Raw genomic sequence first — 22,480 nt, forward strand, 5'->3', positions numbered from 1 at the left:
TGTCCACACGCTCTATTCAATCCAGTAGTTAACCAAAGCGGCTTCCGCAAATTCACCAAGCTCAGGATGGTCGCTGAAATGGTACAGAAACTTTAACACGGCCTCGTTCTGTGCCCGCGTCAATTGGTTGTGTCTGACGTCAGCGCCAATGGGACAGTTTAGGTCGATTTGATAAGAGAGGGTTTCTGGCTCATCGTAACCGCCAAGGAGTGGAGATGAGAAAGAAACCCGGAACCAAGCAGAGCCATGGTGAGAAGATCGCATGCGCTCACCATAGATGAAAACATACTTAAACAACAAATACGGTCGGTTGCGCGAAGTGGTTCCGATCTTCAGCCGCTGTCATCGAACCCTTGGCGTTCACAGCCGAAGTTGGAGCGGAGGCATTAACGTTTTACCCAAAGCTACTGAAGTTTCCCATTCGCCGGCCGTGGGCTATGCTTCATCCATGTCAAACGCCTCTGAACGACGGCTGACCGCTATTCTGGCTGCGGATGTGGCAAACTATTCCAAACTCATGGGGGAGGATGAAGCTGCCACATTGACCGCGTTGCGCCGTTTTCGGAACGACATTCTTACTCCGGCAATTGGTGCGCATCGCGGCAGGGTGATAAAAAGCATGGGAGACGGCTGGCTGGTTGAATTTCCCAGCGTGGTCAATGGCATCGAGTGCGCGATGGCTGTCCAAAACGCACTGACCGATGATCCCCGGATCACGTTGAGGATGGGATTGCACAGCGGCGATGTAAGTTTTGCCGATGAAGACGTCTATGGCGACGGCGTCAACGTGGCCGCACGCCTTCAGAATCTGGCAGAGCCAGGTTCACTGGTGATTTCGGAAACTGCGCGGCGCAGTCTTGACGCCAGGCTTTCGGATCACTTCACCTGTCTCGGTTCCCAGAAACTCAAAAACATCGCAGAGCCTTTGGTCGCTTATGGTTGGGGAATGTCAGCGTCAGCCGTCCAGAGCTACCTTTTTGCGGTGCCGGAACGACCTTCGATTGCAGTTCTGGCCTTTGACAATTTATCCGACGACGCGGATCAGACCTTTTTTGCCGAAGGTATCGCCGAAGAAGTCATTGCCGCGTTGTCCCGGTTTCACTGGTTCTTCGTGATCTCTCGAAATACCAGCTTTTCCTACCAGGGCCGCGCCATCGGGACAGAGCAAATCGCCCGCGATCTGGGCGTGCAGTACGTACTTGAGGGCAGCGTTCGAAGAGTCGGCAACAGGGTTCGTGTCTCGGTGCAACTGATCGACGCGATTGCAAACCACTATGTCTGGACCGATCGATTTGACGGCGTGATTGAAGACATCTTCGATCTGCAGGACGAGATCACGCAGAAAATTGTGGGCGCTGTTGCACCTGAATACCTGACTGCTGAAATGCAACGCGCAAGGCGCAAGGTGATCCCCCGGATGGATGCCTGGGAATTGTCCGCGCGCGCCCATTGGCATATCTCGCAGTTCACAAAAGCAGACGTAGCCGAAGCCCAGAACCTGCTCATGAAAGCCATCGAGTTGGACCCGCAAAGCTCATTCGGGCTGGCGGATTTGTCATTTACGCATCTGATGCAATGCGTGAACGGCTGGAGTGTTGATCCTGACGCTTCCAAGGCCGAGGCGGTGAGGCTGGCGCAACGGGCGGTTTCGATGAACGGCCGCGACGCGTATGCCATGGCCCTACTTGGTGCGGCAGATTTGTTTTCAGGCCATCATCAGGACGCCGTAAGAAAGTTGCGGGAGGCCATTGACCTCAACCCCAACGACCCACATGCCTATGCTTTGCTTGCCAGAGCTCAGGTGTATCTGGGCGACGGCAAGGAAGCGCTCAATAGTATCATGGCCGCGATCAGGCTCAGCCCGCGCGACCCTTTGATAGCTTTGTGGTACTCCATTCACTCACTTTGCGGGTTTGTGGCAGGCCGGCACGAAGAAGCCATCGCGTGGGCCGAGGCGTCAATCCGGGCCCAGCCAAACCGCAGCAGCACTTATCTTGATCTTGTCGTGAACAATGCCATTTGCGGCAAGCTCGATGAGGCGAGGCAGGCTGTTCTCGACCTAAAGCGTCTTGACCCCGGCGCCTCTCTTCAGTTGGCAGAGCGCACACATCCCTTCGCACGATTGGAAGATCGCGAACGCTATCAACAGGGTTTGCGCGCAGCCGGGTTGAACCGGTGAACGCGGCCCAAACCAGCCGTTCATCACGAGATAAGTTGCCGCATTGCAGCTTCCCCAAAGCGGAAGTTGATCGATTGCGCAGCATTTCCAACATTAACGTACACTCATCGGACAAAACGAACTCGTGCAAGCGCAGCTTCAACTATTGCCACGCGACCTTACTTGCTCCGGGTTCGGCGCTTTTGCACCTGTTAATCGCCACCACTTCGGCGCTTCGCAACGTCTGACAGACCCCGGGCCAGCAGGTCGAATACGATCCGGATACGACGGCTGGTCTGTAACTCCCGATGGGTGACCAGCCAGATTGGAAACTCAAGCGAAGGGAAATCCGGCAAGACCTTCTCTATGCCAGATTCAGCCTCGCCCAACGTTTCGGGCTGCATAGAGACGCCGTAGCCCGCTTTCACCAATTCCCATGCGACGACACCGCTCTCGCTCGACATCACGAAGCTCTCTGCGCGAACGGGCACGCCCATGTTGTGCAGTGGGGCCATTAGCCGCTCGGGGTCGGCATTGCCGACGAAATCGAGTGCAGCCACATCGCGCGGTGTCCGTGGGCGGCTTGCACGATCGAGATAGTCGGTCGCGGCATAGAGAGTGGCGCGAAAGTCGCCCAAGTGCCGTGCGATCAGGTCCGGCTGATCTGGACGGACGTGGCGTATCGCGATGTCCGCCTCGCGCTGCGTCAAATTCTGCATTTCACTCGACGCAAGAATGCGGACGCGGATGCCCGGCGCCATCTGTCTCAACGGCTTGAGAACGCCCGGCAGGATCGCTGCTGACAAGAGGTCCGTTCCCGTGACCGTTACCTCTCCGGTGACATCCTGAGATTTACCGTCGGCCACCATCGAGATGAGCGTCGCAGCCTCGCCCATCGTGCGCATGTGATCAATCAGGTCGCGCCCTGCTTCCGTCAAGGTAAGACCACGGACGCTGCGTTCTACCAGCGTGACGCCAAGTGCCTCCTCCAACGCACCGATCTGCCGTCCTATCGTCGGCTGTGTTGTCTTTAGCACGCGCGCCGCGCCGCTGAACGAGCCTTCCTCCGCTGTCGCGAGGAAGGCGCGCACCTGGTTCCAATCGAAGGAGATGGCCTGCCAGTTCATTCATGAGCGTATAGCAGGTGGACGAATTTAAGCAATCGACCTTTCATGAGCGCATGGATGATACCGGCTGCGAAACGAGATCGGCCCGGTCTCGGCAACCGAAAGCGACACAGTGTATTCCGCAGTTTCTTACGACTGGCACATCCGCGCTGCTTCAAACCTTAAGTGTAACATGCAAAGGAAACCGACATGACTGCCCAAGCCTTCTGGGACCGGCATGCGCCCAAGTACGCAAAAAAGCCCATCGCCGATATCACCGCCTACAAAGAAAAGCTGGAAGGCGTCACTGAGCTTCTTCGATCGACCGATCGCGTTCTTGAAATCGGCTGCGGCACAGGCGGCACAGCCAGGAAGATCGCCCCTGTCGTCGCTCATGTGACCGCAACCGACCTCTCTGCCGAGATGATCCGGATCGCCCGGTCACGATCAGGAGGAGATGCCGCGGGAAACCTAGAATTTCTTCAGGCGGAGGCGGCGCAACACTTTCATGGCCCACCATTCGAGGTCATTTGCGCGTTCAGCCTACTTCACCTGGTGGATGACATACCCACCGTGCTGGATTCAGCATTCCACCAAATGAAACCCGGCGGTCACTTCATATCAAAGACGGTTTGTCTGAAGGACGCGCCGCGCTGGATGCGAGCCATGGTTCGTTTGCTCATGGCCCTGCGGATCGCGCCTAATGTGATCATCTTGAGTCGCGCTGAATTGACCCGGCACCTGATCCGGGCCGGGTTCGAAATCGAGCAGACGCGGTACTTCGGAAAGAACCGACTGAGCCCCTTTATCGTTGCCCGCAAGCCCGCCTGAGGCAGAACGACACCTTATTCTGAGAGACTGAAGCATGTACTTTATCAGCCGTCGCGAATGGGCGTTCTTTGCCCTCGTGTTCCTCTACTCTTTCATTCCGGCAGTCGTCGGGCTGGTCCGGATTCCAGAACTTTTCGGCGCTCCGGCGATCATACCGCCGAACCCGCGTGCGGTGATCGAGCCCCTCCCGATCACATTGCATATCCTCGGCAGTTCAGTTTTCTGCCTTGTGGGGGCTGTGCAGTTTTTGCCGAGCCTGAGGCGCTACCGCCCCGCCCCGCATAGGACCCTCGGGCGGGTCGTAGTGATAGCGGGATGCGTCAGTGCGCTCACCGGGCTTTGGATGACCTTAGCTTACGCATTTCCCGAAGCCCTGCAGGGTCCACTTCTTTACGGGGCGAGGGTCACGCTTAGCCTTGCAATGGTCGCCCTCATCGCATGGGCCATCGTCGCGATCCGGTCGCGAAACGTCGCTGCGCACCGCGCTGCGATGCTGCGCGCTTATGCCATCGGCCAAGGGGCCTCAACGCAGACCGCGCTCTTTCTGGTCACGATGGGCCTCTTTGACACTGAGCCGTCGGGGTTTTCGCGAGACCTCCTGATGGTTGGGGCGTGGGCCATCAACCTTGCGATTGCGGAACTCCTGATCCCCCGCGCCTTTGCAACGCGCACATCCGGTGCCGTGATCTGAACCCAATCGTGCTCCCGGCCTGATACCGGCAAACTCCAGAAACACAGAAAGAAGACACCAAAATGAGACGGCTCGATCCCCATATTCTTCTTTCGGCCCTGTGGCTATTCATACTGCTCAACATCATCTTTCGTGACATTCACCAGTTTGTTCTCGCGTCCCATATCGAGACACTGCTGACAGGCCATTATAACGGCATCGAGATCACCGAAGGGCTGATGCTTCTCGGCGGTTTCCTGGTCCAGGTGCCGATTGCGATGGTGCTCTTTTCGCTCCTGCTAACCCGCAGGATCGGTCGCCCTGTCACCTTCCTTGCAGTGATCGTCACGACGGGTACGCTCCTTTCCTCGGCCCCCACCGACATGGATGACACCTTCCACCTCGCTATCGAGATCGTGGCTCTAATGGCAATTCTCTGGACTGCATGGACGTGGCCCGAGCACGAACACACCGCGCCGCAATCCGACGCAAGTTCTTCGTAAAAAAATGTGTGCGCACCGCGGACACTATGAATGAGTAATAGGACTAAAGAGATGTTGGCAGAAACGCCTTTAGACGATGCGGTCGATCTTTATGACAAACTCGCACCTCGCTATGACAAACTTCATCATCGCTGGCTGCGTCATGCAGGCGGCGAGGCGCAGGCCGCCCTGGAAGGCCTGGTGCGTGCACTTGCGTTGCCGAATTCGAAATTTTTGGACGCTGGCTGCGGCACCGGCAACCTGGCACGTAGATTGATTGCCGAGGGCATGCCGCCGAATTTGATGACCCTTCTCGACCCGTCTGTGGCCATGCTTGCGCGCTGCGCCGACATTCCTGTGCCAAAGATACAAGGACGGTTGGAGTCCTTGCCGTTTGAGGATGGCACCTTCGATCTTGTGACGTGTGCTTGGGCTTTGGAAACCGTCCCCGATCCCCATCTGGCTTTGAGTGAGCTTTGCAGGGTTGTTCGAGCCGGCGGCGCGCTTTGTCTCGCGTTCTGCGCAGATGAGCCTGCCCGTGGCTTTGCCGACAGCCTAATGCGCCAAGCGCTTTTGTTTCGCGGGACTGGCCGGTTTATATCCCGCTCCCGATTGATGCAGGCAATCGAGCGTTTCGAAAATTTTGAAGTGCGGGCAATTCCGAGCCATGGTCCGGCCTCGACCCTGCTTGCAAGGCGGTCTGGCGCAGCAACCCAGGCGCCTTTGTAGCCGGGCTTAGAGTAGAAAATAACGCCCACAGAATCACGGAGAGCATGCATGATCGGATATGTTACCCTCGGAACCAACAACTTCGAGGCCGCGCTGAAATTCTACGACGCCTTGTTTTCAAGCGTGGGCGCAAACCGCCTTTGGAAACACGGCGATATGGCCGCATGGGGGCGCTCGCGGGCCGAGCCTGCGTTATGCCTTGCTTGTCCGTTCAATGGGGAACCGGCAAGTGTTGGAAACGGGGTGATGGTCGCTTTGAAAATGACCAACAGAAAAGCCGTCGATACGCTTCACGCCAAGTGCCTCGAACTTGGCGGAACAGATGAGGGCCCCCCCGGCCCGCGCGGAGATCATGGTTTCTACGGAGGGTATTTCCGGGATCTGGATGGCAACAAACTGAATGCCTATGTCGCAGCGTGACAGCAGGCATAGAGTTGGCTGCTGAAATATCGCGTTCAGAGGATAATGAGCGACGAGCACATCGAAAGACGCCGCAATGAGATCTGAAATAAAATTCGTCCGATTGTCGGAAATCGACCCAGCCGAAATCTTGGCGCACATGTCCGACCCTCGTGTGGCCGAGCATATGCCGCTTCTGAAATTTACTTGGAATGCCGAGACAGTGGCGCGGTTTGTCGCCAAAAAGGAAGAGTGTTGGCGCCGTGATGGACTTGGACATTGGGCATTTTTGTCCGATGACCGATATGTCGGCTGGGGTGGATTTCAAAAAGAAGGAGTCGAGTGGGATTTCGGACTGGTCTTGCGGCCCGACACGTTTGGCCTCGGGCCGCGCATCTCGCGAAAGGCGATCGACTTTGCAATTTCCGATGAACGCATCCCGTATGTGACCTTCCTTTTACCACCGTCACGCACGAACCTGCGGGCACTCGACAGACTTGGTGCTTGGCGGGTTGGCGAAGTCGATTATGACGGCGCGACCTTCCTCAAATTTCAACTTGCGACAGAGTGACAGCATTGTCCGATTTCTGGTACATCGCCAGCTCCAGAGTGTGTTGTAACTCGCGGCCCTTTACCGACATTCGACATTTTTTCAGATGTTACTAGTCGACTTCCTGAATGCCGCCGTTGTGCACAGAGCAACATTTTGAGTTGCTGAGCGACAGCAATGCCTGAAAAGTGCTGTTCGAAGTAATAGCACAAACGGACTGGTGAACAAAAAGCCTCGTCAACCCTCTTACAACAATGCTCACTTGATGAGATATGAAGAGAGTAGTTAAGCGGCTAGCATGCCGAGCCGTGAAACAGTATAAAACGTTTCTTGCACAACAAGACAGGGATCGCGGGTCACCGCCATGAGGTCATTATCGAACCCCGCCGTGGCAGTCGATAATGTTGTCCGTCCGAAAGTCCGTGAATACTTTACGGACCGGCGGGCTGAGGTGGATGTGTTTGTGGCAAGGCATTTCACCTGGCCCGGAACACTTCTCCTTCACCGGTCGGCACTCGGCTGGGACATTTTGCGCGCCCCGATGAATGTGGTGCTGTCGCCAATCCTGGTGCTGACGCGGATCGCGGCATACCTTTGCCGCCGTGCCCAGTGGCGTGGCGGCTCGGACTGGCTGACCTCACGGCGAATCCTTCTGCGCACCACTGTTGCGCGCAGGGTCGAGGCCTGCGTCCTGACCGATCTTCTCCAACTGTCGTTGGTGCAGGGGGCTGCGGCTCGTAGTTCGGACGAGCTTTCGCGTGCCATCCTTGCTGCACCGAAGTTTCGCGAAATGATCCGAAAACGTGAGAGCGCGGCCGATGCGGAGGCCCTCGGCCATCGAATGGCGGGTGCGATTTCCGAGTATGCAGCTACTCGGTCTGCCGTTGCCGAGATGACTACTGTGCTCTGTGCACTTGTTGTCGGTGCACTGGTCTTTCAGGCGCTAACACCGGGCATGATCTCGATGGCGCCGGGTGTTGCTGATGCCATGGCAAGCACAAATGCTATCACGGAGTTTCCGCTGGGTCAGACAATTGGCGGGATTTGGTACGGTTTTTTCCCGACGGGCGCATCGCCCTGGCTTACCACCGTCACCATGGCGGGGCTTGTCATGATCGGATCGGTTTTTGCCGCGTTCGCAGGTGTGTTTGCCGACCCTGTTCAGAGTCGCCTTGGCATTCACCGCCGCCGCCTTCTTCGTCTAATCGATACGCTCGAGGTGGAACTTACCGGGCTAGGACAGAGCCCTTTCGTCGCGCGTGAGCATTTCTACGCCCGGCTTTTGGACCTCTGGGATGCCGGTGCGGGCGTATTCCGCATTTTCCGGAACTGACGCGCAGACTTGGAGGCGAGGCTCGGGCCGTTACCAGTCATTCATCGTGCCCCTCACCGTCGCAGCGCAGCTTTCGTATTGCGCCATTCGTGCAGAGCGCAGCATTTCCACCTCGGCAATGACCGGGTCGCAGGGACAAAGCTGCCGTTTGGTTAAATATTATGTGCTTGGCATCCGACCCCATGTTTTGAATCACGCTATTGAATGTCCATACCGTTTCTGGGTGAGATAAATGCTCTCTGACGTCAGCGATCAACTTTTCCAGATGAGCCTTTGGCACACCCAAATCATCAATAATCCTTTTTTTCATCGACTCGACGGTTGATGGCATGTAGTCCCGCCAAGCATCCTGCGCACGCGTACCAATGAGGACCGGATTGTAACAAACATTCTCGAGACCGGCGCGCATCAGAAGCCGATATAGCCGATGTGCGATGGGATCGCCGCCGCCATCAGGAAAGCACGCGACAAATATGTCTGCCAGTTCGCGCCAAGCCGGATGTTCTGGATAGCACATAAGCGTGTGAAAATCTGCTTCTTGTATTGCCACGACGCCTCCGGGTGCTACCAGTCGAACTGCCTCGCCAACAAGCTTCTCCGGACTCCCCGCAGTGCTTGCCAAGAATCGGATATGCACCAGATCGAATGTTTTGTCCGGAAGACCGGTTGCATACGCGTCGCCCAAAATGAACTCGCAATTATCGGGCGCGTCGGCGCGCGCTATCGCGAGAAATTCTTCGTCACCATCAAGTCCTGTGACGTGACCGCTGGAGCCAACGAGTTCAAGGAGATAATGTGTAATACCTTCAGGGCCGCAGGCTAGGTCTAGACATTTCCAGCCCGAGGTCACACCAATGGATTTAAGCAGCCTTATTGTCGATTCCGACAAAGCAGTGTCTTGGGCTTTCAGGCGCTCTACCTCGCCCTTGCGATGCTGAATTGGATACTGACCTGACGAATACTCTACGTGTTCCATACTAGCCTTCCCTGTTCCAACACATCTAGGAATATCACTTTGCGTTCAATGGGGCTATTGGTTCACGAAGTCTGCTTTGCCCAAATACAATTAACCGGGCTCATTCCGGACCTCAGTGTTGTTGCAGCACAGGCCCCTGCCCCCCCTGTCAACTGGCCACGCAGACGGCCCAAAGGAGACATCCACCACCAGGTCGAGATGCTGTGGCGCGGCCCTTCGATCCGGGCATTCGCTGCGAACGCGAAACTTGAAACCGATCGAACTCACAAAACGCAGGACAAACCGGACTTGTGCGATTGCGGCAATTGCTGACGCAGCATTGATTTGCTGTCGCAGCGCATTCATCGCTGCGTTGCAGCTGTTGTCGCCAGACCGGTCATTCAAAGCTATGATGATGCGATACTATCAAACTCTAGTTTCGCGGCACATAGGATCAGCAACTTAGACACCGAACAAAGCCAACGTTTGCGTTGTCGCAGGCAGCGCAGCAGGACTGGCCATGCGGGCCTTCAGCCAGTAAGCAAATTCTCGTTGTGGCTCACGCAGGTGGCGGGGAAGAGGGAGTAAGTCGCGGTCGTGGAATTTTTCATTAAGTCGAGATATTGCAGAGATTGGAACTTTGGTTCCTGCTTCGTGTTTGAATTGATCAGGAACGAGGCACCAATAGTGCTCCTATTTGTTGTTATGCTTTTTTGACGAGCGTAATCTTGTTTTTCTGACAGGAAATTAACGTTACTGCCGAACGCGATAGCCGGAAGCAATGATCTTGTTTATCAGAACAGCGGCGGCCTGGTGCATGTCCTTTTCATCGTTATTGCCGACCGCTGCTTCGTGGGCAGCGGCTGCGTCACGCAAAACTCCCACTATCTCATGTTCGGGCAGGAGCTCACGATCTTTTATTGCAAGCAAAAGCGCTTCGCAGATTGAGAGTGCGGCCATTCCTGAGTGGTCTTGCCGGTCGGCCATGGTAGAGGTCCTTTTGTAACAGGCGTCCAAGCAAGGAAGCGCCACGATGAATTGCATCATACTGGCATAGATTGCTGTATACTTAACTGATCGAAAGCAGTCTTGGCGTCGGATAGTTTCGCGGGCTGCTCATCGATGAAGGAAGAACACTTGCGCGCTATCAAAAACAGTCCACTCACCCGAAAGCTCTTAAACTTCGTCGCTCTGACTGAGGTTGAACTTGCGGTATTAGCACGCCTGCACAAACGCCGCAGAACCTTTGAAGCGGGACGTGATCTTGTGCATCAAGGGCAATCAGAGCAGGCTGCCTACATTCTGGCCTCGGGCTGGGTTTGTTCCTACAAAACCCAGACAGACGGGTCGCGTCAGATCGTCGATTTCCAAATACCGGGTGACTTTCTGGGCTTGCGGAGCGTTCTGCTGCACACCTCGGATCACAGCATAGAACCAATTATGGAAATCCAAGCCATTGAGGTAGTAGTGGATGATCTCCTGGAAGCATTTGCGCAAACGCCCCGGCTGGCGACAGCAATTCTTTGGGCGGTCTCCCGAGATGAAGCGATGGTGGTTGAGCACCTGGTCAACATAGGACGGCGCGATGCGGGTGAGCGCATGGCGCATTTTCTTTTAGAACTTGGTGTGAGGCTGACTCAGGTCGGGATGGCAACCAAGACGGGATTCACTTGCCCCCTGACACAATACCATCTTGCCGATGCGCTGGGACTGAGTGCTGTACATGTTAATCGTGTCCTAAGGCAACTGCGGGAGAAGGGGCTGGTTACTTTTCAATCCGGGCAAGTGGCATTTGATGATTATGACGGACTGGTGACGTTGGCAGGTTTTGACCCCGCTTATCTGGATCAGGCCGGGCCACTGTTGAAGCAATAGGTTCACCCCTCGGGCGATGCCGGGATTTTGATGATAGTTGCCTGGTTAGAGACGCCATTCGCTTCGGTAGATTCGGGATTTCACTGAAAAAGAAGCGCAAGATAAATACAGTCCGATTGCGGTACTGGATTTCCTGCGCTTCTCAAATACTCGTTAAGAACACGCCAGCAAATATCCCGCCAACACACATCAGGTTGCCGGAATCCAAACATCGTTGCACTGACGCAGGTTAGTCAATTTTTGGCAGTACCTGATCCTCGGGCACCAAATGCATTTGAGATTCCAACAAAATCTCAGGTCTTTGGTCGCAGACTAACATCGATCAGCGCGCGTCTGCCATTTGCACATTATTCTAAATTACAACGCCAGTACTACCGCGGCGCTTACGAGCGTGTACCGCGGCAGACTGCGCGGGGAAGATCCAACAAACTATATGGAGGACCAAGGTGAGCACGAGATCGTCCAGTTCCTTGGTGACGTTTTCAAATCCGTTCTCTTTGTCCGGCTACCCGGATGAACTTCCTGCAGGCGAGTATGAAGTAGTCGTTGAAGAAGAACTACTACAGGGCCTGAGTTTCGAAGCATATCGCAGAACCGGAACCTACCTGACAGTTCAGGGCAAAGGCAGCAAGCCAGGCCGCACGGAAATGCGCCCAATTGACCCAGAAGATTTTGAACTGGCGCTCAAGCACGACCAGGCCTTGGCCACATCTAACAATGACAGCGATGCGGCGCTTTCCCCGCAGGAGGAATAGATTATGAACACGCCCGAATGGCTTAAACCCGGAATCTACGGCGCCGTGGTCGGAGGGGTTTTCGTAGGCGTCGTTGGGTTTTCTTGGGGTGGATGGATGACCGGCGGTGGTGCGGACAAGATGGCCAACGCCATGTCCCGCGACAATGTAATCGCTGCGTTGGTTCCGATCTGCGTCGACATGGCGAGAACTGACGCCCAACGCGCCGAAAAAATAATTACGATCAAAGAAGCTTCTTCTTTCAAGCGAAAGGATGCCGTTATGGCAGCCGGCTGGGCAACGGTACCGGGATCCCAAACCCCTAACAAAGATCTGGCGCAGGCCTGCATTGAGGGGCTGAACCTGGATGGATCGTAACTCAATCACTCAACATTCGGACAACGCCGTTTGCACCAGGTCAAATCGAAAAAGTCAGCACTGGTTTTACTCTCACTTCATGACGGCGCTGTTTGTTGGCGTTTTCAGCTGCTTGACGGGCTCCCTTATCTCATCAAATCCCGCATCGGCCGAAACAAATTCGATCCCGGATAACGCGCATCCCAAAAAGTATGGCGACGGTTGGGAATGCGATTTGTCCTATCGGTTGGAAGGCGAAGAATGCGTGGCCATTGCCGTCCCAGAAAATGCCTACCCGACAAACAGAACCTATGGTTCGGGCTGGGCATGTACACATGGCTTTGTTGAAGTTGGTGGCACGTCATGCATTGAAGTAATTGTGCCTGAGGGCGGATACCTCGATCCATCAGGTGAGAGGTGGCGGTGCCTGCGTGGGTACACAAGGGTAGACGATAGCTGCCAGAAAATCGTGGTGCCGGACAACGCCTACCTAGCGAACAGCACTTATGGATCTGTATGGATTTGCAATCGTGGCTACGAGATAGACGGAGAAGCGTGCGTTGCAGTAGCAGTGCCGGAAAACGCTTTTCTGAACGCATCAACCAGCGGGCGCCCCTGGACCTGCGAGCGTGGATATTTTGAGCGCGACGGAAGGTGCGATGCCGTCATCGTGCCTGAAAATGCTTTCTACGATGACGCGATCCATGGAGTTGGATGGAAATGCGAACGTGGCTACAAGGCGTCCGGTGATCGCTGCAACGCAATCGAGCTACCGGCAAATGCCCATCTCGACCGATCCGGCAATGGGTGGCAATGCCACAGAAATTATCATCGGTCAGAAGGGCTGTGTGTTCTGAACAAGTGAGGTTTCAGGCAGAGAGCCCACTTTTCCAAACTTCACAATTTGCGCCCGTTCTTACACAGGACGGCGCGTTTCACACTCCAAAAAGGAACAGATATGAAACCCGTACCTATTGCGTCGGATGCCAAGCAGTTCAGTGCCAGCGATGCGCAAAAGCTACCACCTGCACAAGCAGTTATTCCAGAGCTTCACCGCAAGACACTTGTGACAGATACACCGACTGCAATTGTGTATTGCGAAGGAAACTTCGCAAAGATCGATGGCAAGACGGCTAATGGTCTCGTTCGACATTCACAGGCCTATCGCGTTCTTTCGGTGATCGACAGCACGTATGGCGGTTGTGACAGTGGCAAAGTGCTTGATAATGTCGCCAATCAGGTTCCCATCTTCGATGATCTTGATGCCGCTGTCGCTAATGAAGCTACAATCCCCGACACGTTTATTTACGGAATGGCGCCAGCCAGCGGAAGAATGTCCCTTGAGGATCGCGAAGTTGTTGTAGATGCGATAACGCTCGGAATGAACATCGTGAGTGGACTGCATGAATTCCTTAGTGATGATAAAGAGCTCGCCGGATTTGCCAAAATTCACGATGTCACGATACGGGACATTCGCAAGCCGCGGCCCAATCGCGACCTGCGCCTGCTAGATGGCAGTGTTGGCGACGTCCAAGCGATCCGCATCGCGGTGTTCGGCACCGATTGTGCAATCGGAAAGCGAACAACCGCGACAATCCTGACAAATGCTCTTAACGCGCATGGGATCAAAACAGTTTTGGTCGGCACCGGCCAGACAGGATTGATGCAGGGCGCCAAGTATGGTGTCGCGATGGATTCGGTACCGCCGCAGTTTTGTTGTGGCGAGCTTGAGCGCGCTGTTGTTGCGGCATCTGAAGGTGAGCGCCCCGATGTCATAGTGATCGAGGGTCAGGGCGCGTTAAGCCATCCGGCCTTTTGCACATCAGCCTTCATTCTTCGAGGCAGTCAGCCACATGCAGTAATTCTTCAACACGCGCCTAAGCGAGAACGTCGATGCGACTTCCCAAACATGACTATGCCCGATCCTTGCGATGAAATCACCCTGATCGAGGCGTTTGCGAACACAGAGGTAATTGGCATGACGATCAACCATGAAGGAATGAATGAAGTTGAGATTTCAAAGGCGATCACAGACTATAACTGCAAATTGTACCTCCCGGTCACTGACGCATTGAACCGTCCTTCATCAAACTTGGTGAACATGGTTCTTTCTGCCTTTCCGCACTTGCAGCCCGCACCTGTAAGGTCGATTGAATGAACAAGCTGCGTATCGACGTTGATCTAGAAAAAATCCGGTACAACACACGGTTCCTGGTCGACCACCTTAGACCCCGCGGAATTACGGTGACAGGTGTGACAAAAGCCGTTTGCGGTCATCCGGCGATTGCGAATGCTATGCTTGAAGGTGGCGCGACAGGGCTGGCAGACGCGCGGATCAGCAATGTCATGCGTATGCGCAATGCTGGAATCTCGCGCTCCATTTCCTTGATCCGAACACCCATGCTGAGCCAGGTCGCGCAAGTCGTTGATAACTGCGATGTCAGCTTCAACACAGAGATGGACATTATCGCCAGCCTGGCCATCAATGCGCTGGGAAAGAACATTACTCACAATATTATCCTGATGGTGGAAATGGGGGATATGCGGGAAGGCATCTTGCCTGAACACCTTGGAAGCACTGTGTCCCAAATTCTTAGAATGGAAGGTATTTCTCTGAAGGGGGTTGGCGCAAACTTTGCCTGTCTGGGTCATGTGGCACCCTCTGTAGGAGCAATGGAAATGCTTTCGTCGCTTGCCGTCGACACCGAACTTGCAAGTGGACCCGCTCTGGAAACAGTGTCAGGCGGCGGCTCTGCCAGTTTGCTATAGGCGCTTGGAACGGGGGCGACCGGAAAGATCAACAATCTGCGTCTGGGTGAGGCCATCCTGCTGGGAACTGATCCCGTATCGGGATACGCGATCGACGGGCTTTACTCAGATGTTTTTACGCTTTGGGCGGAAGTGATCGAAACGAAGACCAAATCAAATCCAAATCCCATGCAAATGAATTATCCTATACCTTCAATGCAGTGTGTGACTTTAGACAGTCCTTCGAATGCTCGGTCGATCCTTGCCATTGGACTCCAGGACACCGATGCGGCGGGTCTAGTTTTCCCTGCTGGCGTCACGTTCGTCGGAGCCACCAGTGATCATATCGTTGTTGAAACCACTGATTGTCCGGCTCGCGCTGGTGGCGAGATGAAGCTACGAATGAAGTATAGCGCGCTTTCGCGTAGCATGGCAGCACCTGATGTTGCAAAGGTCTTCCGTGGTGCTAGCGCATTGGCAGAAATCAGCGCTGCGAACAATGATCGCCCATACTCGAAGTGAAGGTAGCGCACCAAGATCGTCGGCGATTAAACCCAAACCTAAGTCAACCGTCTTATTCTACAGCTTTGCGTAGTAAATTAGGCCATCAATGCCTATATTGGTGGTATCCGCATTCACTTTTCACACCCCATCTGGGCTCGTGGGTGTTGCGGACAATCAAAGGATCAAAATGATGTCTTTCAAAGACCTGACGACCAGAGCGGCTGCCGCGCTGAAGGAAAACGATGCGAGCGCACCGAAAAAAGAAGTTACGTCTGAAGCGCCTGACGTCGTCCCCGAAAAACCAAAGCCTAAACCTCAAAACTGATAATTCCCTGCCGGGAGTGGGTGGCTTGTTCTTGTTTACATCTCCGAGCGAGCGCTATCAGCAAAGGAGAACTACTTAGATGGAACAAATAGTCAGCAAGACAATCGCAGTCTTTTCCAGGCCGTTTACTTTCCCTGGCTTCGACGAATTACTCCCGGCGGGCGAATACGAAATAGAAACTGAGCTTTCCGCACCACCAGATTATTTGGATCCAGAAGCCTGGAAAGCATCAGTGCTAATCGGTCTGCATCCACGGAAATCTCATCCCGGTCTGGCGCGTACCTTGACCGTTTCTCTTGCTGATTTGGACAGAGCACGCGCAAAAGATAAATTGTCTGCGAAAGAGTTGTCACAATTCCTGCTCGACCAACTTTTGGACGATCCGATGGTGCAGCTGATCATGGAAGCTGATGGTGTGTCTGAGACACAACTTCGGCACCTCTACTCGGGCTCGTTCATTTCTGAAGCAGACGACAAATCATCAAGTAAACGAGCCCTGCGGCAAGTGTGCGGAAGCGGCTCTCGGTATGCCTTCGCTGTCCAAGCTGCCGAGAATGACGGAATGCCGGTTCGTCCGAATAAGACCCCTCGGATTGTAGGCCGCCCGATAGGACAGACTGAAATGGGCAGCTCTTTCAAACTCAAGGCATAGGACTCGGTACTTTCATTTCCAGCTGCAGAGTAAACCAAAACAGAATCCGAGGCCAAGAACTGATGGAAGACTTCGACAACGATGCAGATACGATCATGGCTCGCGCCCACAACGACGTGCCGCAAGAACGCCCGTGCCTACGTTGCAGAACGCCATTCTGGAGTGAAGGGTTCGGAGAGCGGATTTGTCGACGCTGCAAGGGGTTGAACGCGTGGCGAAACGGCGTGTCGGTAAGCCCCGGGCTAGCTCGGCGTCGCTGATGAACTGACGACAGCCAACCGGCTTCTTTGATCATATCCCATTTTAACTTATTGGTACTGATCCGGGCCTTTTAACGTGGAACCCGATCGGTAATCGGTGCTGAAGACGAAGCGTACGCGCGGTTTGGACTCAAACCGTTCTTATGCGTAGTGATATGGGCTCAAGCCGCCTAATGCACACACTTAAACCATGCCAGTATTCATAATCGGACAGCAGGCATTCACGCCGCTTGTACTATTCGGTGGTCAGCGCGGTGCTGTTGCTTGGGTGCGGAGGGTGGATCGGAGTGCAAAATATGCCAAGAGTCCAACTACCTGCAGTCACCCCAAAACCCAGAGCTTGGAACAAGGGGCGGATCATCGGTCAGAAACGACCGCTACTCCCAAAACAGGTCTGGGCGATCCGTGCCCGGCTCGAACTGTCGGGCAACCTGCGCGATCTTGCGCTTTTCAACGTGGCCATCGACAGCAAACTGCGAGGGTGCGATCTGGTGAAACTGGCGGTTTCTGATCTCGTCAAAGATGACCGCGTGCGAGAGCGAGTTTCTGTGATCCAGAGCAAAACCAAGCGGCCCGTTCAATTCGAACTGACGGAAAACACGCGCGAAACTGTATTGGTATGGGTAAAATCACCGGAAATGTTTGCTAGCCGGTTCATGTTTCCAAGCCGATTCCATGATCGACCACACATCTCGACGCGCCAGTATGGCAGGCTGGTTCGAGACTGGGTGACCGCAATCGGATTGGAACCGAGCGGATATGGCACGCATTCGCTTCGCCGAACCAAAGTAGCTGAGATCCACCGCAAGACAGGAAATCTCCGCGCGGTCCAACTTCTGCTTGGGCACACAAAGGTCGATAGCACCGTGCGATACCTGGGCGTTGAATTGGAAGACGCGCTAAGCATTGCAGAGCGCATAGACATCTGAGACAGTTTGGCGAGCGGCGCTGTCGGTCGCCAATCCATAGTGGTTCTAGTTCTTTTACGCAGGAGTGGGACGTAGCGTGCCCTGAGCGGAAGTGTCAAAATCTTGTTGCGTACGCTCGCAGCACAGTTTTCTCGGCTCAGGCGCAATTTACAGGGTGCGGGACCGAGCGGCCATTTGATCACGCCGCGAGTACTTGTGCAGAAGCGGCGCGAAAATCGCTGCGTTGCAGCCAATGTTATCAGGCCAGTCATTCATAGTCACGGGGAAGCCTTGATCACATACTCCTCTTTCGCCGCACTCAGGCCAGACAATTTCTTTCGGTAGTTCACCAAGGATCTTGGTCACCGGCAGTTTCAAAAACTACCTGCCCTGGCGGTACTTGCATTGCGACAAGGGAAACTTCCTTGACTCTATTCTGGCTAAGGACCACAAAAGTGCATTGGTGAAAGTTACTCGTCGCCGCGATGCTGCCGGCTTCGATGATCCAATGGCCTTCAGAATAACTGTAGCATGTGCCCCAGCATAGGAACGGGTTTCGCTGGGGTCTTCGCTATGAGCTCGTTCCTCGCAAGCATTCGCAACTGTCACCTGACAAGCCCCAGTCATCGCGTGAACCATGAAAGAAGGCGCCGTATGAACTGCACATGGCTCATAAATTGCGTGTTTGATGCCCGATAGATCAGGTCTCAGGCTCCTTTTCAATCAGTCATTCATCGTGTTTACGCGCTGCATTCTTTGTTTGATCCCGACACTCTTGGTGTTGCTCTCCGGAACGCAGCTTCCTGCCCAAGTCGCAGGCAATGCTGATGGATCGGTCTGTGACGAAGGCTTCGAAAACAAGAACGGATCGTGTCAAAGAACAGACGTACCAAAAAACGCATATTTGACGGGTAGCTCCTATGGCAGCGGCTGGGAATGCAATCATGGTTTTCAAAACGTTGGAGAACTCTGTGAGGAAATAAGAGTTCCGGAAAATGCCTATCTTGCCTCAACCGGAGATCGGTGGGAATGCAACCGGTTGTTCCAGCGTATCGGGGACGAGTGTGAAGAGGTGATTTCACCTCAAAATGGGTACGTCGAAACTAGGTTTGGCGTACAAGAAATACACTGCAACTGGGGATTTCGTAAGGAGGATCAGGATTGTGTTGCGATTAATGTCCCGAGCAACGGCCGCCTGACTGACAAAAACAGCGCGGATGGTTGGGTGTGCCTCAGAGGTTACAGGGCAGCGGAGAGTAGCTGTGAACCTGTGGCAATTCCACAGCATGCATATCTTGCGCCTGAAACCTTTTCTGGATGGAAATGCAAACGAGGTTATCGCGCAAACCGGGACAGATGCATTGCGATCCTTGTCCCTTCAAATGCTCACTTGAATCGGAGAGGTGACGGTTGGGAATGCAATCGGCCGTTTACACGACAGAACGATAAGTGCACCGAAAATGTGCCGCGACAATAGGTTGGTGGGAACCAATACCTCCTGACATATCCGGAAGGACGAATCCGTGAACCATAACTCGATTGACGAAAACCTGGGTAAAATACTCAAAGCCGAAAAGGCGCAACGCTGGTCCTACAGCATAAAGATGTTTGTCGCATTGGCGGTGATTGTTGCGGCCATAATTGTGGTGGTGTTTCTCTGATGCGTAAAAGCACCCCTCAGGTTAGCCTCCGGCACCCAATATCGGCAATTCGCGACCTAGAACAAAGAGCATTTCAGGAACGCAGTGTTCGTAAGTCGCGGAACGCTGACGTAGCCGGTGTGATTGAGGAACAGTTTGGCAAGTACTTGATTAAGGCCGGCATTCTGAGCGGTAACAGCGTTGCGCGCGCATTCCCCAAGCCACCAGCTAAAACGCAGGCAATGATTGCCGATGCAGTTGGTGAAACACCAGCGTTGGCCATTGAAGCCTTAAAAGGAATTCTCGAAGAACGAGACAGGAAACGTAGCGGTCAACGACGTTTGGAAGGAAACTCAGGCACGCTCGTTCCCAGTGAAAGAGAATATGCCGAGGCATTGCGACAGATTAGGCTCACCCCTGCGCAGGTCACAATGCTCAAAGCACTTACAATCGCAGGCAAGGACGGTCTGACCATTGGTCATTTGTCTCAGGCGGCCGGTTACAAATCGCGCGAGGCCTCCATCAAGGTTTTCAAGAAAATCGGACTATTGATCGCAGAATATCTGGAACTGGACCTACCCGAAGCCGGATCGGTGCAGAATGATGGCGCCGCTCAGGTCCTGGCGTTTTCTCACATCGAAAGTGACGATGAGCCAGCAACTTGGATTATGCATCAGGAACTGCGCGACGCTGTTCGTTCGGTTCTATGACGTACGTTCCAGCCCCCGCTTTTGTAGAGAACTCTGAACCGGAACAAATGCACGAAAGGTTGCACACGTAGCTTATGCTGGAGAAGAAACCATACCCGCTCGACCTGATCTATGTACCTGTGAAGCGTGCAAAAACACTTGAACAGCAAAAAGTCCTGACGCTGGCCGAAGATATCCTGAAGAACGGCCAGAAGACCCCGATTCAGATACGCGCGGACAACAAGAGGTTCGTGCTGATTGAAGGCCTTCACCGGTTAGAGGCCATTCGCGCCCTCGGCGGTGATACGGTCGACGCCTTTTTGGTGCGCGCCAGATTACACTAAACTCTTGTTGGGATTGGCGTTCGACAAAGCCTGAGAAAACGTCAGCAGGCGCTGACTTTCTTCATCCCAAAGATGCAATCGTGCGCAATGAAGGCTCTCATATAGAGTAATACGCTGGCAATTTTCCAACTCGGAATGGTCACGCAAAACCTCGTTTAGCCGATAAAACGGTATGCGGCTGGCAAGGTGGTGAACATGGTGCACACCGATATTGGCAGAGAACCACCGCAGGATGCCTGGCAGGGCGTAGTGAGAACTTCCATAGAATGCGGCGTTCTGAAGATTCCACACTTCTTCCCGTTCCCAGGTCGTGTGTTCAAACTGGTGTTGAATATAGAATAGCCAAATACCAATCGATGCGGCGACGATCATGGTTGGCAGGAAAACATACGCTAAAACCTCAATGCCTCCGGCCCAAAAAATCAGAGCCAGGACCACCGCAATCGCGGCGTTTGTTCCCATTGCACTTGCCCAATACAGCCAGCCTGACCGCATGAAACCAAAGGGCAAGCGATTTTGAAAAAAGAACGTGTAGACCGGTACGATACAGAACAGGAAGAAGGGGTTCCGGATTAACCTGTAAGCGGCACGCCCGAACCAATTCCGTTTCAGGTATTCCTCAATGGTCAATGTAGGAATGTCACCCATACCACGCCGATCAAGGTTACCGGTTGAGGCATGGTGAATCGCATGGCTTTGCCGCCAGACGTCATAGGGTGTCAGGGCGAGAACACCCAGAACCCGGCCGGTCCAATTGCAAACGGTGCGGCTTCTAAAGAAAGATCCGTGACCACAATCATGCATGATGATGAAGATACGCACCAGAAATGCGGCGTCCAGGATGGCCAATAGAACAGTGACCCAGATACTAAGGGATAGCGCAAACCACGCTGCGCCCCATAGCGCGAAAAAGGGGATGACAGTGATTGTCAGTTCAAAAACGCTACGCTTCGTATCGGGCACACGGTATTGCGCGAGCGCCCGGGTCAATTCCTGCTGTTGCAACTGACTTGTTCTCCAAGGGCTTTTAGCAGCCCATTGTGCAAACGGGCACCCCATAAGGGTGCCCGTAAAAGGTCAGGCCAGTGCCAGATTGGCGGCGCTGTCGCGCCCGTCACGGCCAGCTTCGACGTCAAAAGTGACCTTCTGGCCGTCCTTCAATTCGCTGATGCCGGAACGCTCAAGTGCTGAGATATGCACGAACACATCGCGCTTGCCATCTTCAGGTTCGATAAAGCCAAAACCTTTGGTCGAGTTGAACCATTTTACTGTGCCATTTGCCATGGTGGAAGTCTCCTAATACTTGCCGCCCGCATCATTGCGGCGACTCGGCGTGGTCGGTCTGAATCGAAAGACTGAACGCCGAGTTTGGGAGACAGCAGGTCGAAAAAGAAAAACGTAAGCCCTGTGTATATGGACTTCGAGTACACACGATACAAGCCTTGATACAACGGAAAGCAACAGAAGACCTAAGTCTGCCCAGCCCAATTTGGGACAAAGATAAGCAGAACCATTGCTCTGTGGTTCGGAAATCAGAGGTCGGCTTCCGATAAAACCTGCCGAATGCGTATGCAGCAAATTGATTGCTCAGGCACGGCAGGTAGGGCTCACTGTCCGAAATCGCCGCGTGCTTCAAGAACACCGCGGCAAGGCACAAATGTTCATTGAGTGATTGAAACATTGCTAAATCAACGAGTTGACCTCTCTAACGAACGGTAGATTCTGCGCGGCCCGAATCTTGGGTCATGCTGCGTTGGCATAGGGCGACTGCGAGCCTCAAAGTGCCATTAGTAGGTCCGTATCTGCGCAAGCATCGGGCAAGAAACGTTCCCGATGTTACAGTTGGCCGTAAGTTCATTCAGGGCGGCCTCCAATCGCTTAAGTTCGATTATCTTCATACGCACATTGGAGATATGAAGCTCGGCCAGTTCCTTAACGGATTGGCAATCCTCGCTATCACCTTCGGATAGGTTGAGAAGCACCTTTGCATCGGCAAGCGAAAAACCCATGTCTCGGCACTTCCTTAGAAAACGAAGCCGTCCAACATCGTGCGCGGAGTACATGCGTCGATTATTCGATGCCCTTTCTGGTTTCGGCACGATCCCTTCGCGTTCGTAATAGCGGATAGTTTCAATTCCGACTCCGCTTTGCCGGGATGCTTCCCCAATCGCAAACATGTGAGATTTCCTGCCTTGATCCTGTAGTGGCTACAGACGTTATACGAGAAGTTG

The 22,480-nt window shown here is 54.0% G+C and carries 26 protein-coding genes; 20 read left to right on the forward strand and 6 right to left on the reverse strand.

Annotated features, from left to right (window positions below; translation table 11 throughout):
* The first annotated feature begins 319 nt into the window (after positions 1-319).
* Positions 320-2,179, forward strand: a complete 1,860-nt coding sequence (locus ACR0D8_RS20775) for a tetratricopeptide repeat protein (RefSeq protein WP_480649446.1) — start codon at positions 320-322, stop codon at positions 2,177-2,179.
* Between the two features lie 191 nt (positions 2,180-2,370).
* Here the strand turns inward: ACR0D8_RS20775 and ACR0D8_RS20780 are convergent, their stop codons facing one another.
* Positions 2,371-3,285: a LysR family transcriptional regulator gene (locus ACR0D8_RS20780; protein WP_480649447.1), complete on the reverse strand. Its 915-nt coding sequence runs from the start codon at positions 3,283-3,285 to the stop codon at positions 2,371-2,373.
* Between the two features lie 189 nt (positions 3,286-3,474).
* Between ACR0D8_RS20780 and ACR0D8_RS20785 the strand changes: the two genes are divergently transcribed.
* From ACR0D8_RS20785 to ACR0D8_RS20815, 7 genes are all read left to right on the forward strand, one after another.
* The gene (locus tag ACR0D8_RS20785; protein ID WP_480649448.1) at positions 3,475-4,095 is read left to right on the forward strand and encodes a class I SAM-dependent methyltransferase; all 621 of its coding nucleotides are present in this window, start codon (positions 3,475-3,477) and stop codon (positions 4,093-4,095) included.
* 34 nt (positions 4,096-4,129) lie between these two features.
* On the forward strand, positions 4,130-4,786 hold the full coding sequence (locus ACR0D8_RS20790) for a DUF2306 domain-containing protein (protein ID WP_480649449.1): 657 nt from the start codon (positions 4,130-4,132) through the stop codon (positions 4,784-4,786).
* A gap of 62 nt (positions 4,787-4,848) precedes the next feature.
* Positions 4,849-5,268, forward strand: a complete 420-nt coding sequence (locus tag ACR0D8_RS20795) for a DUF6326 family protein (RefSeq protein ID WP_480649450.1) — start codon at positions 4,849-4,851, stop codon at positions 5,266-5,268.
* Positions 5,269-5,298: 30 nt separating this feature from the next.
* On the forward strand, positions 5,299-5,976 hold the full coding sequence (locus tag ACR0D8_RS20800) for a methyltransferase domain-containing protein (protein WP_480649451.1): 678 nt from the start codon (positions 5,299-5,301) through the stop codon (positions 5,974-5,976).
* A 48-nt stretch (positions 5,977-6,024) separates the two neighbouring features.
* Positions 6,025-6,396 (forward strand): VOC family protein, encoded by a 372-nt coding sequence (locus ACR0D8_RS20805; protein WP_170410333.1) that lies wholly within the window; start codon positions 6,025-6,027, stop codon positions 6,394-6,396.
* A gap of 76 nt (positions 6,397-6,472) precedes the next feature.
* Positions 6,473-6,946, forward strand: coding sequence for a GNAT family N-acetyltransferase (locus tag ACR0D8_RS20810; protein ID WP_170410345.1), 474 nt, complete (start codon positions 6,473-6,475; stop codon positions 6,944-6,946).
* A gap of 367 nt (positions 6,947-7,313) precedes the next feature.
* Positions 7,314-8,258: a DUF6635 family protein gene (locus ACR0D8_RS20815; RefSeq protein ID WP_480649452.1), complete on the forward strand. Its 945-nt coding sequence runs from the start codon at positions 7,314-7,316 to the stop codon at positions 8,256-8,258.
* Positions 8,259-8,295: 37 nt separating this feature from the next.
* On the opposite strand, the gene ACR0D8_RS20820 is transcribed toward ACR0D8_RS20815, so the two are convergent.
* Entirely contained in the window at positions 8,296-9,234 is a 939-nt protein-coding gene (locus ACR0D8_RS20820; protein ID WP_480649453.1) for a class I SAM-dependent methyltransferase, read from the reverse strand.
* Between the two features lie 732 nt (positions 9,235-9,966).
* Positions 9,967-10,200, reverse strand: a complete 234-nt coding sequence (locus tag ACR0D8_RS20825) for a hypothetical protein (RefSeq protein ID WP_480649454.1) — start codon at positions 10,198-10,200, stop codon at positions 9,967-9,969.
* A gap of 135 nt (positions 10,201-10,335) precedes the next feature.
* Here ACR0D8_RS20825 and ACR0D8_RS20830 point away from each other — a divergent pair, with 135 nt between their 5' ends.
* The 12 genes from ACR0D8_RS20830 to ACR0D8_RS20885 all read left to right on the forward strand — a co-directional run bounded on the left by ACR0D8_RS20830 (position 10,336) and on the right by ACR0D8_RS20885 (position 20,249).
* A complete protein-coding gene (locus ACR0D8_RS20830; RefSeq protein WP_421597688.1) occupies positions 10,336-11,088 on the forward strand; it encodes a Crp/Fnr family transcriptional regulator in 753 nt (250 codons plus the stop codon).
* Positions 11,089-11,534: 446 nt separating this feature from the next.
* Positions 11,535-11,843 (forward strand): hypothetical protein, encoded by a 309-nt coding sequence (locus ACR0D8_RS20835; RefSeq protein WP_480649455.1) that lies wholly within the window; start codon positions 11,535-11,537, stop codon positions 11,841-11,843.
* Positions 11,844-11,846: 3 nt separating this feature from the next.
* Positions 11,847-12,200 (forward strand): hypothetical protein, encoded by a 354-nt coding sequence (locus ACR0D8_RS20840; RefSeq protein ID WP_480649456.1) that lies wholly within the window; start codon positions 11,847-11,849, stop codon positions 12,198-12,200.
* Positions 12,190-13,044 carry a hypothetical protein gene (locus ACR0D8_RS20845; protein ID WP_480649457.1) on the forward strand — a complete coding sequence of 285 codons (855 nt, stop codon included), beginning with the start codon at positions 12,190-12,192 and terminating at the stop codon, positions 13,042-13,044. The genes ACR0D8_RS20840 and ACR0D8_RS20845 overlap by 11 nt, the downstream gene beginning before the upstream one ends.
* A gap of 93 nt (positions 13,045-13,137) precedes the next feature.
* Positions 13,138-14,337: an N-acetyltransferase DgcN family protein gene (locus ACR0D8_RS20850; RefSeq protein ID WP_480649458.1), complete on the forward strand. Its 1,200-nt coding sequence runs from the start codon at positions 13,138-13,140 to the stop codon at positions 14,335-14,337.
* Complete coding sequence (locus ACR0D8_RS20855) at positions 14,334-14,948, forward strand: alanine racemase (protein ID WP_480649459.1); 615 nt, start codon at positions 14,334-14,336, stop codon at positions 14,946-14,948. Before ACR0D8_RS20850 ends, ACR0D8_RS20855 begins: the two co-directional genes overlap by 4 nt.
* 673 nt (positions 14,949-15,621) lie before the next feature.
* Positions 15,622-15,756, forward strand: coding sequence for a hypothetical protein (locus ACR0D8_RS20860; protein WP_480649460.1), 135 nt, complete (start codon positions 15,622-15,624; stop codon positions 15,754-15,756).
* A gap of 79 nt (positions 15,757-15,835) precedes the next feature.
* Positions 15,836-16,408 carry a hypothetical protein gene (locus tag ACR0D8_RS20865; protein ID WP_480649461.1) on the forward strand — a complete coding sequence of 191 codons (573 nt, stop codon included), beginning with the start codon at positions 15,836-15,838 and terminating at the stop codon, positions 16,406-16,408.
* A gap of 556 nt (positions 16,409-16,964) precedes the next feature.
* Complete coding sequence (locus ACR0D8_RS20870) at positions 16,965-17,597, forward strand: tyrosine-type recombinase/integrase (RefSeq protein ID WP_480649462.1); 633 nt, start codon at positions 16,965-16,967, stop codon at positions 17,595-17,597.
* 1,502 nt (positions 17,598-19,099) lie between these two features.
* Entirely contained in the window at positions 19,100-19,237 is a 138-nt protein-coding gene (locus ACR0D8_RS20875) for a hypothetical protein (RefSeq protein ID WP_170743319.1), read from the forward strand.
* Positions 19,237-19,926 (forward strand): hypothetical protein, encoded by a 690-nt coding sequence (locus ACR0D8_RS20880; protein WP_480649463.1) that lies wholly within the window; start codon positions 19,237-19,239, stop codon positions 19,924-19,926. Before ACR0D8_RS20875 ends, ACR0D8_RS20880 begins: the two co-directional genes overlap by 1 nt.
* Before the next feature lie 74 nt (positions 19,927-20,000).
* Entirely contained in the window at positions 20,001-20,249 is a 249-nt protein-coding gene (locus ACR0D8_RS20885) for a ParB N-terminal domain-containing protein (protein ID WP_480649464.1), read from the forward strand.
* On the opposite strand, the gene ACR0D8_RS20890 is transcribed toward ACR0D8_RS20885, so the two are convergent.
* The 3 genes from ACR0D8_RS20890 to ACR0D8_RS20900 form a co-directional block, all read right to left on the reverse strand.
* Positions 20,241-21,254, reverse strand: a complete 1,014-nt coding sequence (locus ACR0D8_RS20890) for a fatty acid desaturase (RefSeq protein ID WP_480649465.1) — start codon at positions 21,252-21,254, stop codon at positions 20,241-20,243. The two genes, ACR0D8_RS20885 and ACR0D8_RS20890, sit on opposite strands and share 9 nt — an antisense overlap.
* A 72-nt stretch (positions 21,255-21,326) precedes the next feature.
* A complete protein-coding gene (locus ACR0D8_RS20895) occupies positions 21,327-21,533 on the reverse strand; it encodes a cold-shock protein (RefSeq protein ID WP_170430361.1) in 207 nt (68 codons plus the stop codon).
* A gap of 503 nt (positions 21,534-22,036) precedes the next feature.
* The gene (locus tag ACR0D8_RS20900) at positions 22,037-22,426 is read right to left on the reverse strand and encodes a MerR family transcriptional regulator (RefSeq protein WP_480649466.1); all 390 of its coding nucleotides are present in this window, start codon (positions 22,424-22,426) and stop codon (positions 22,037-22,039) included.
* Positions 22,427-22,480: the final 54 nt, after the last annotated feature.

Source organism: Ruegeria sp. BG10, from assembly GCF_056538575.1.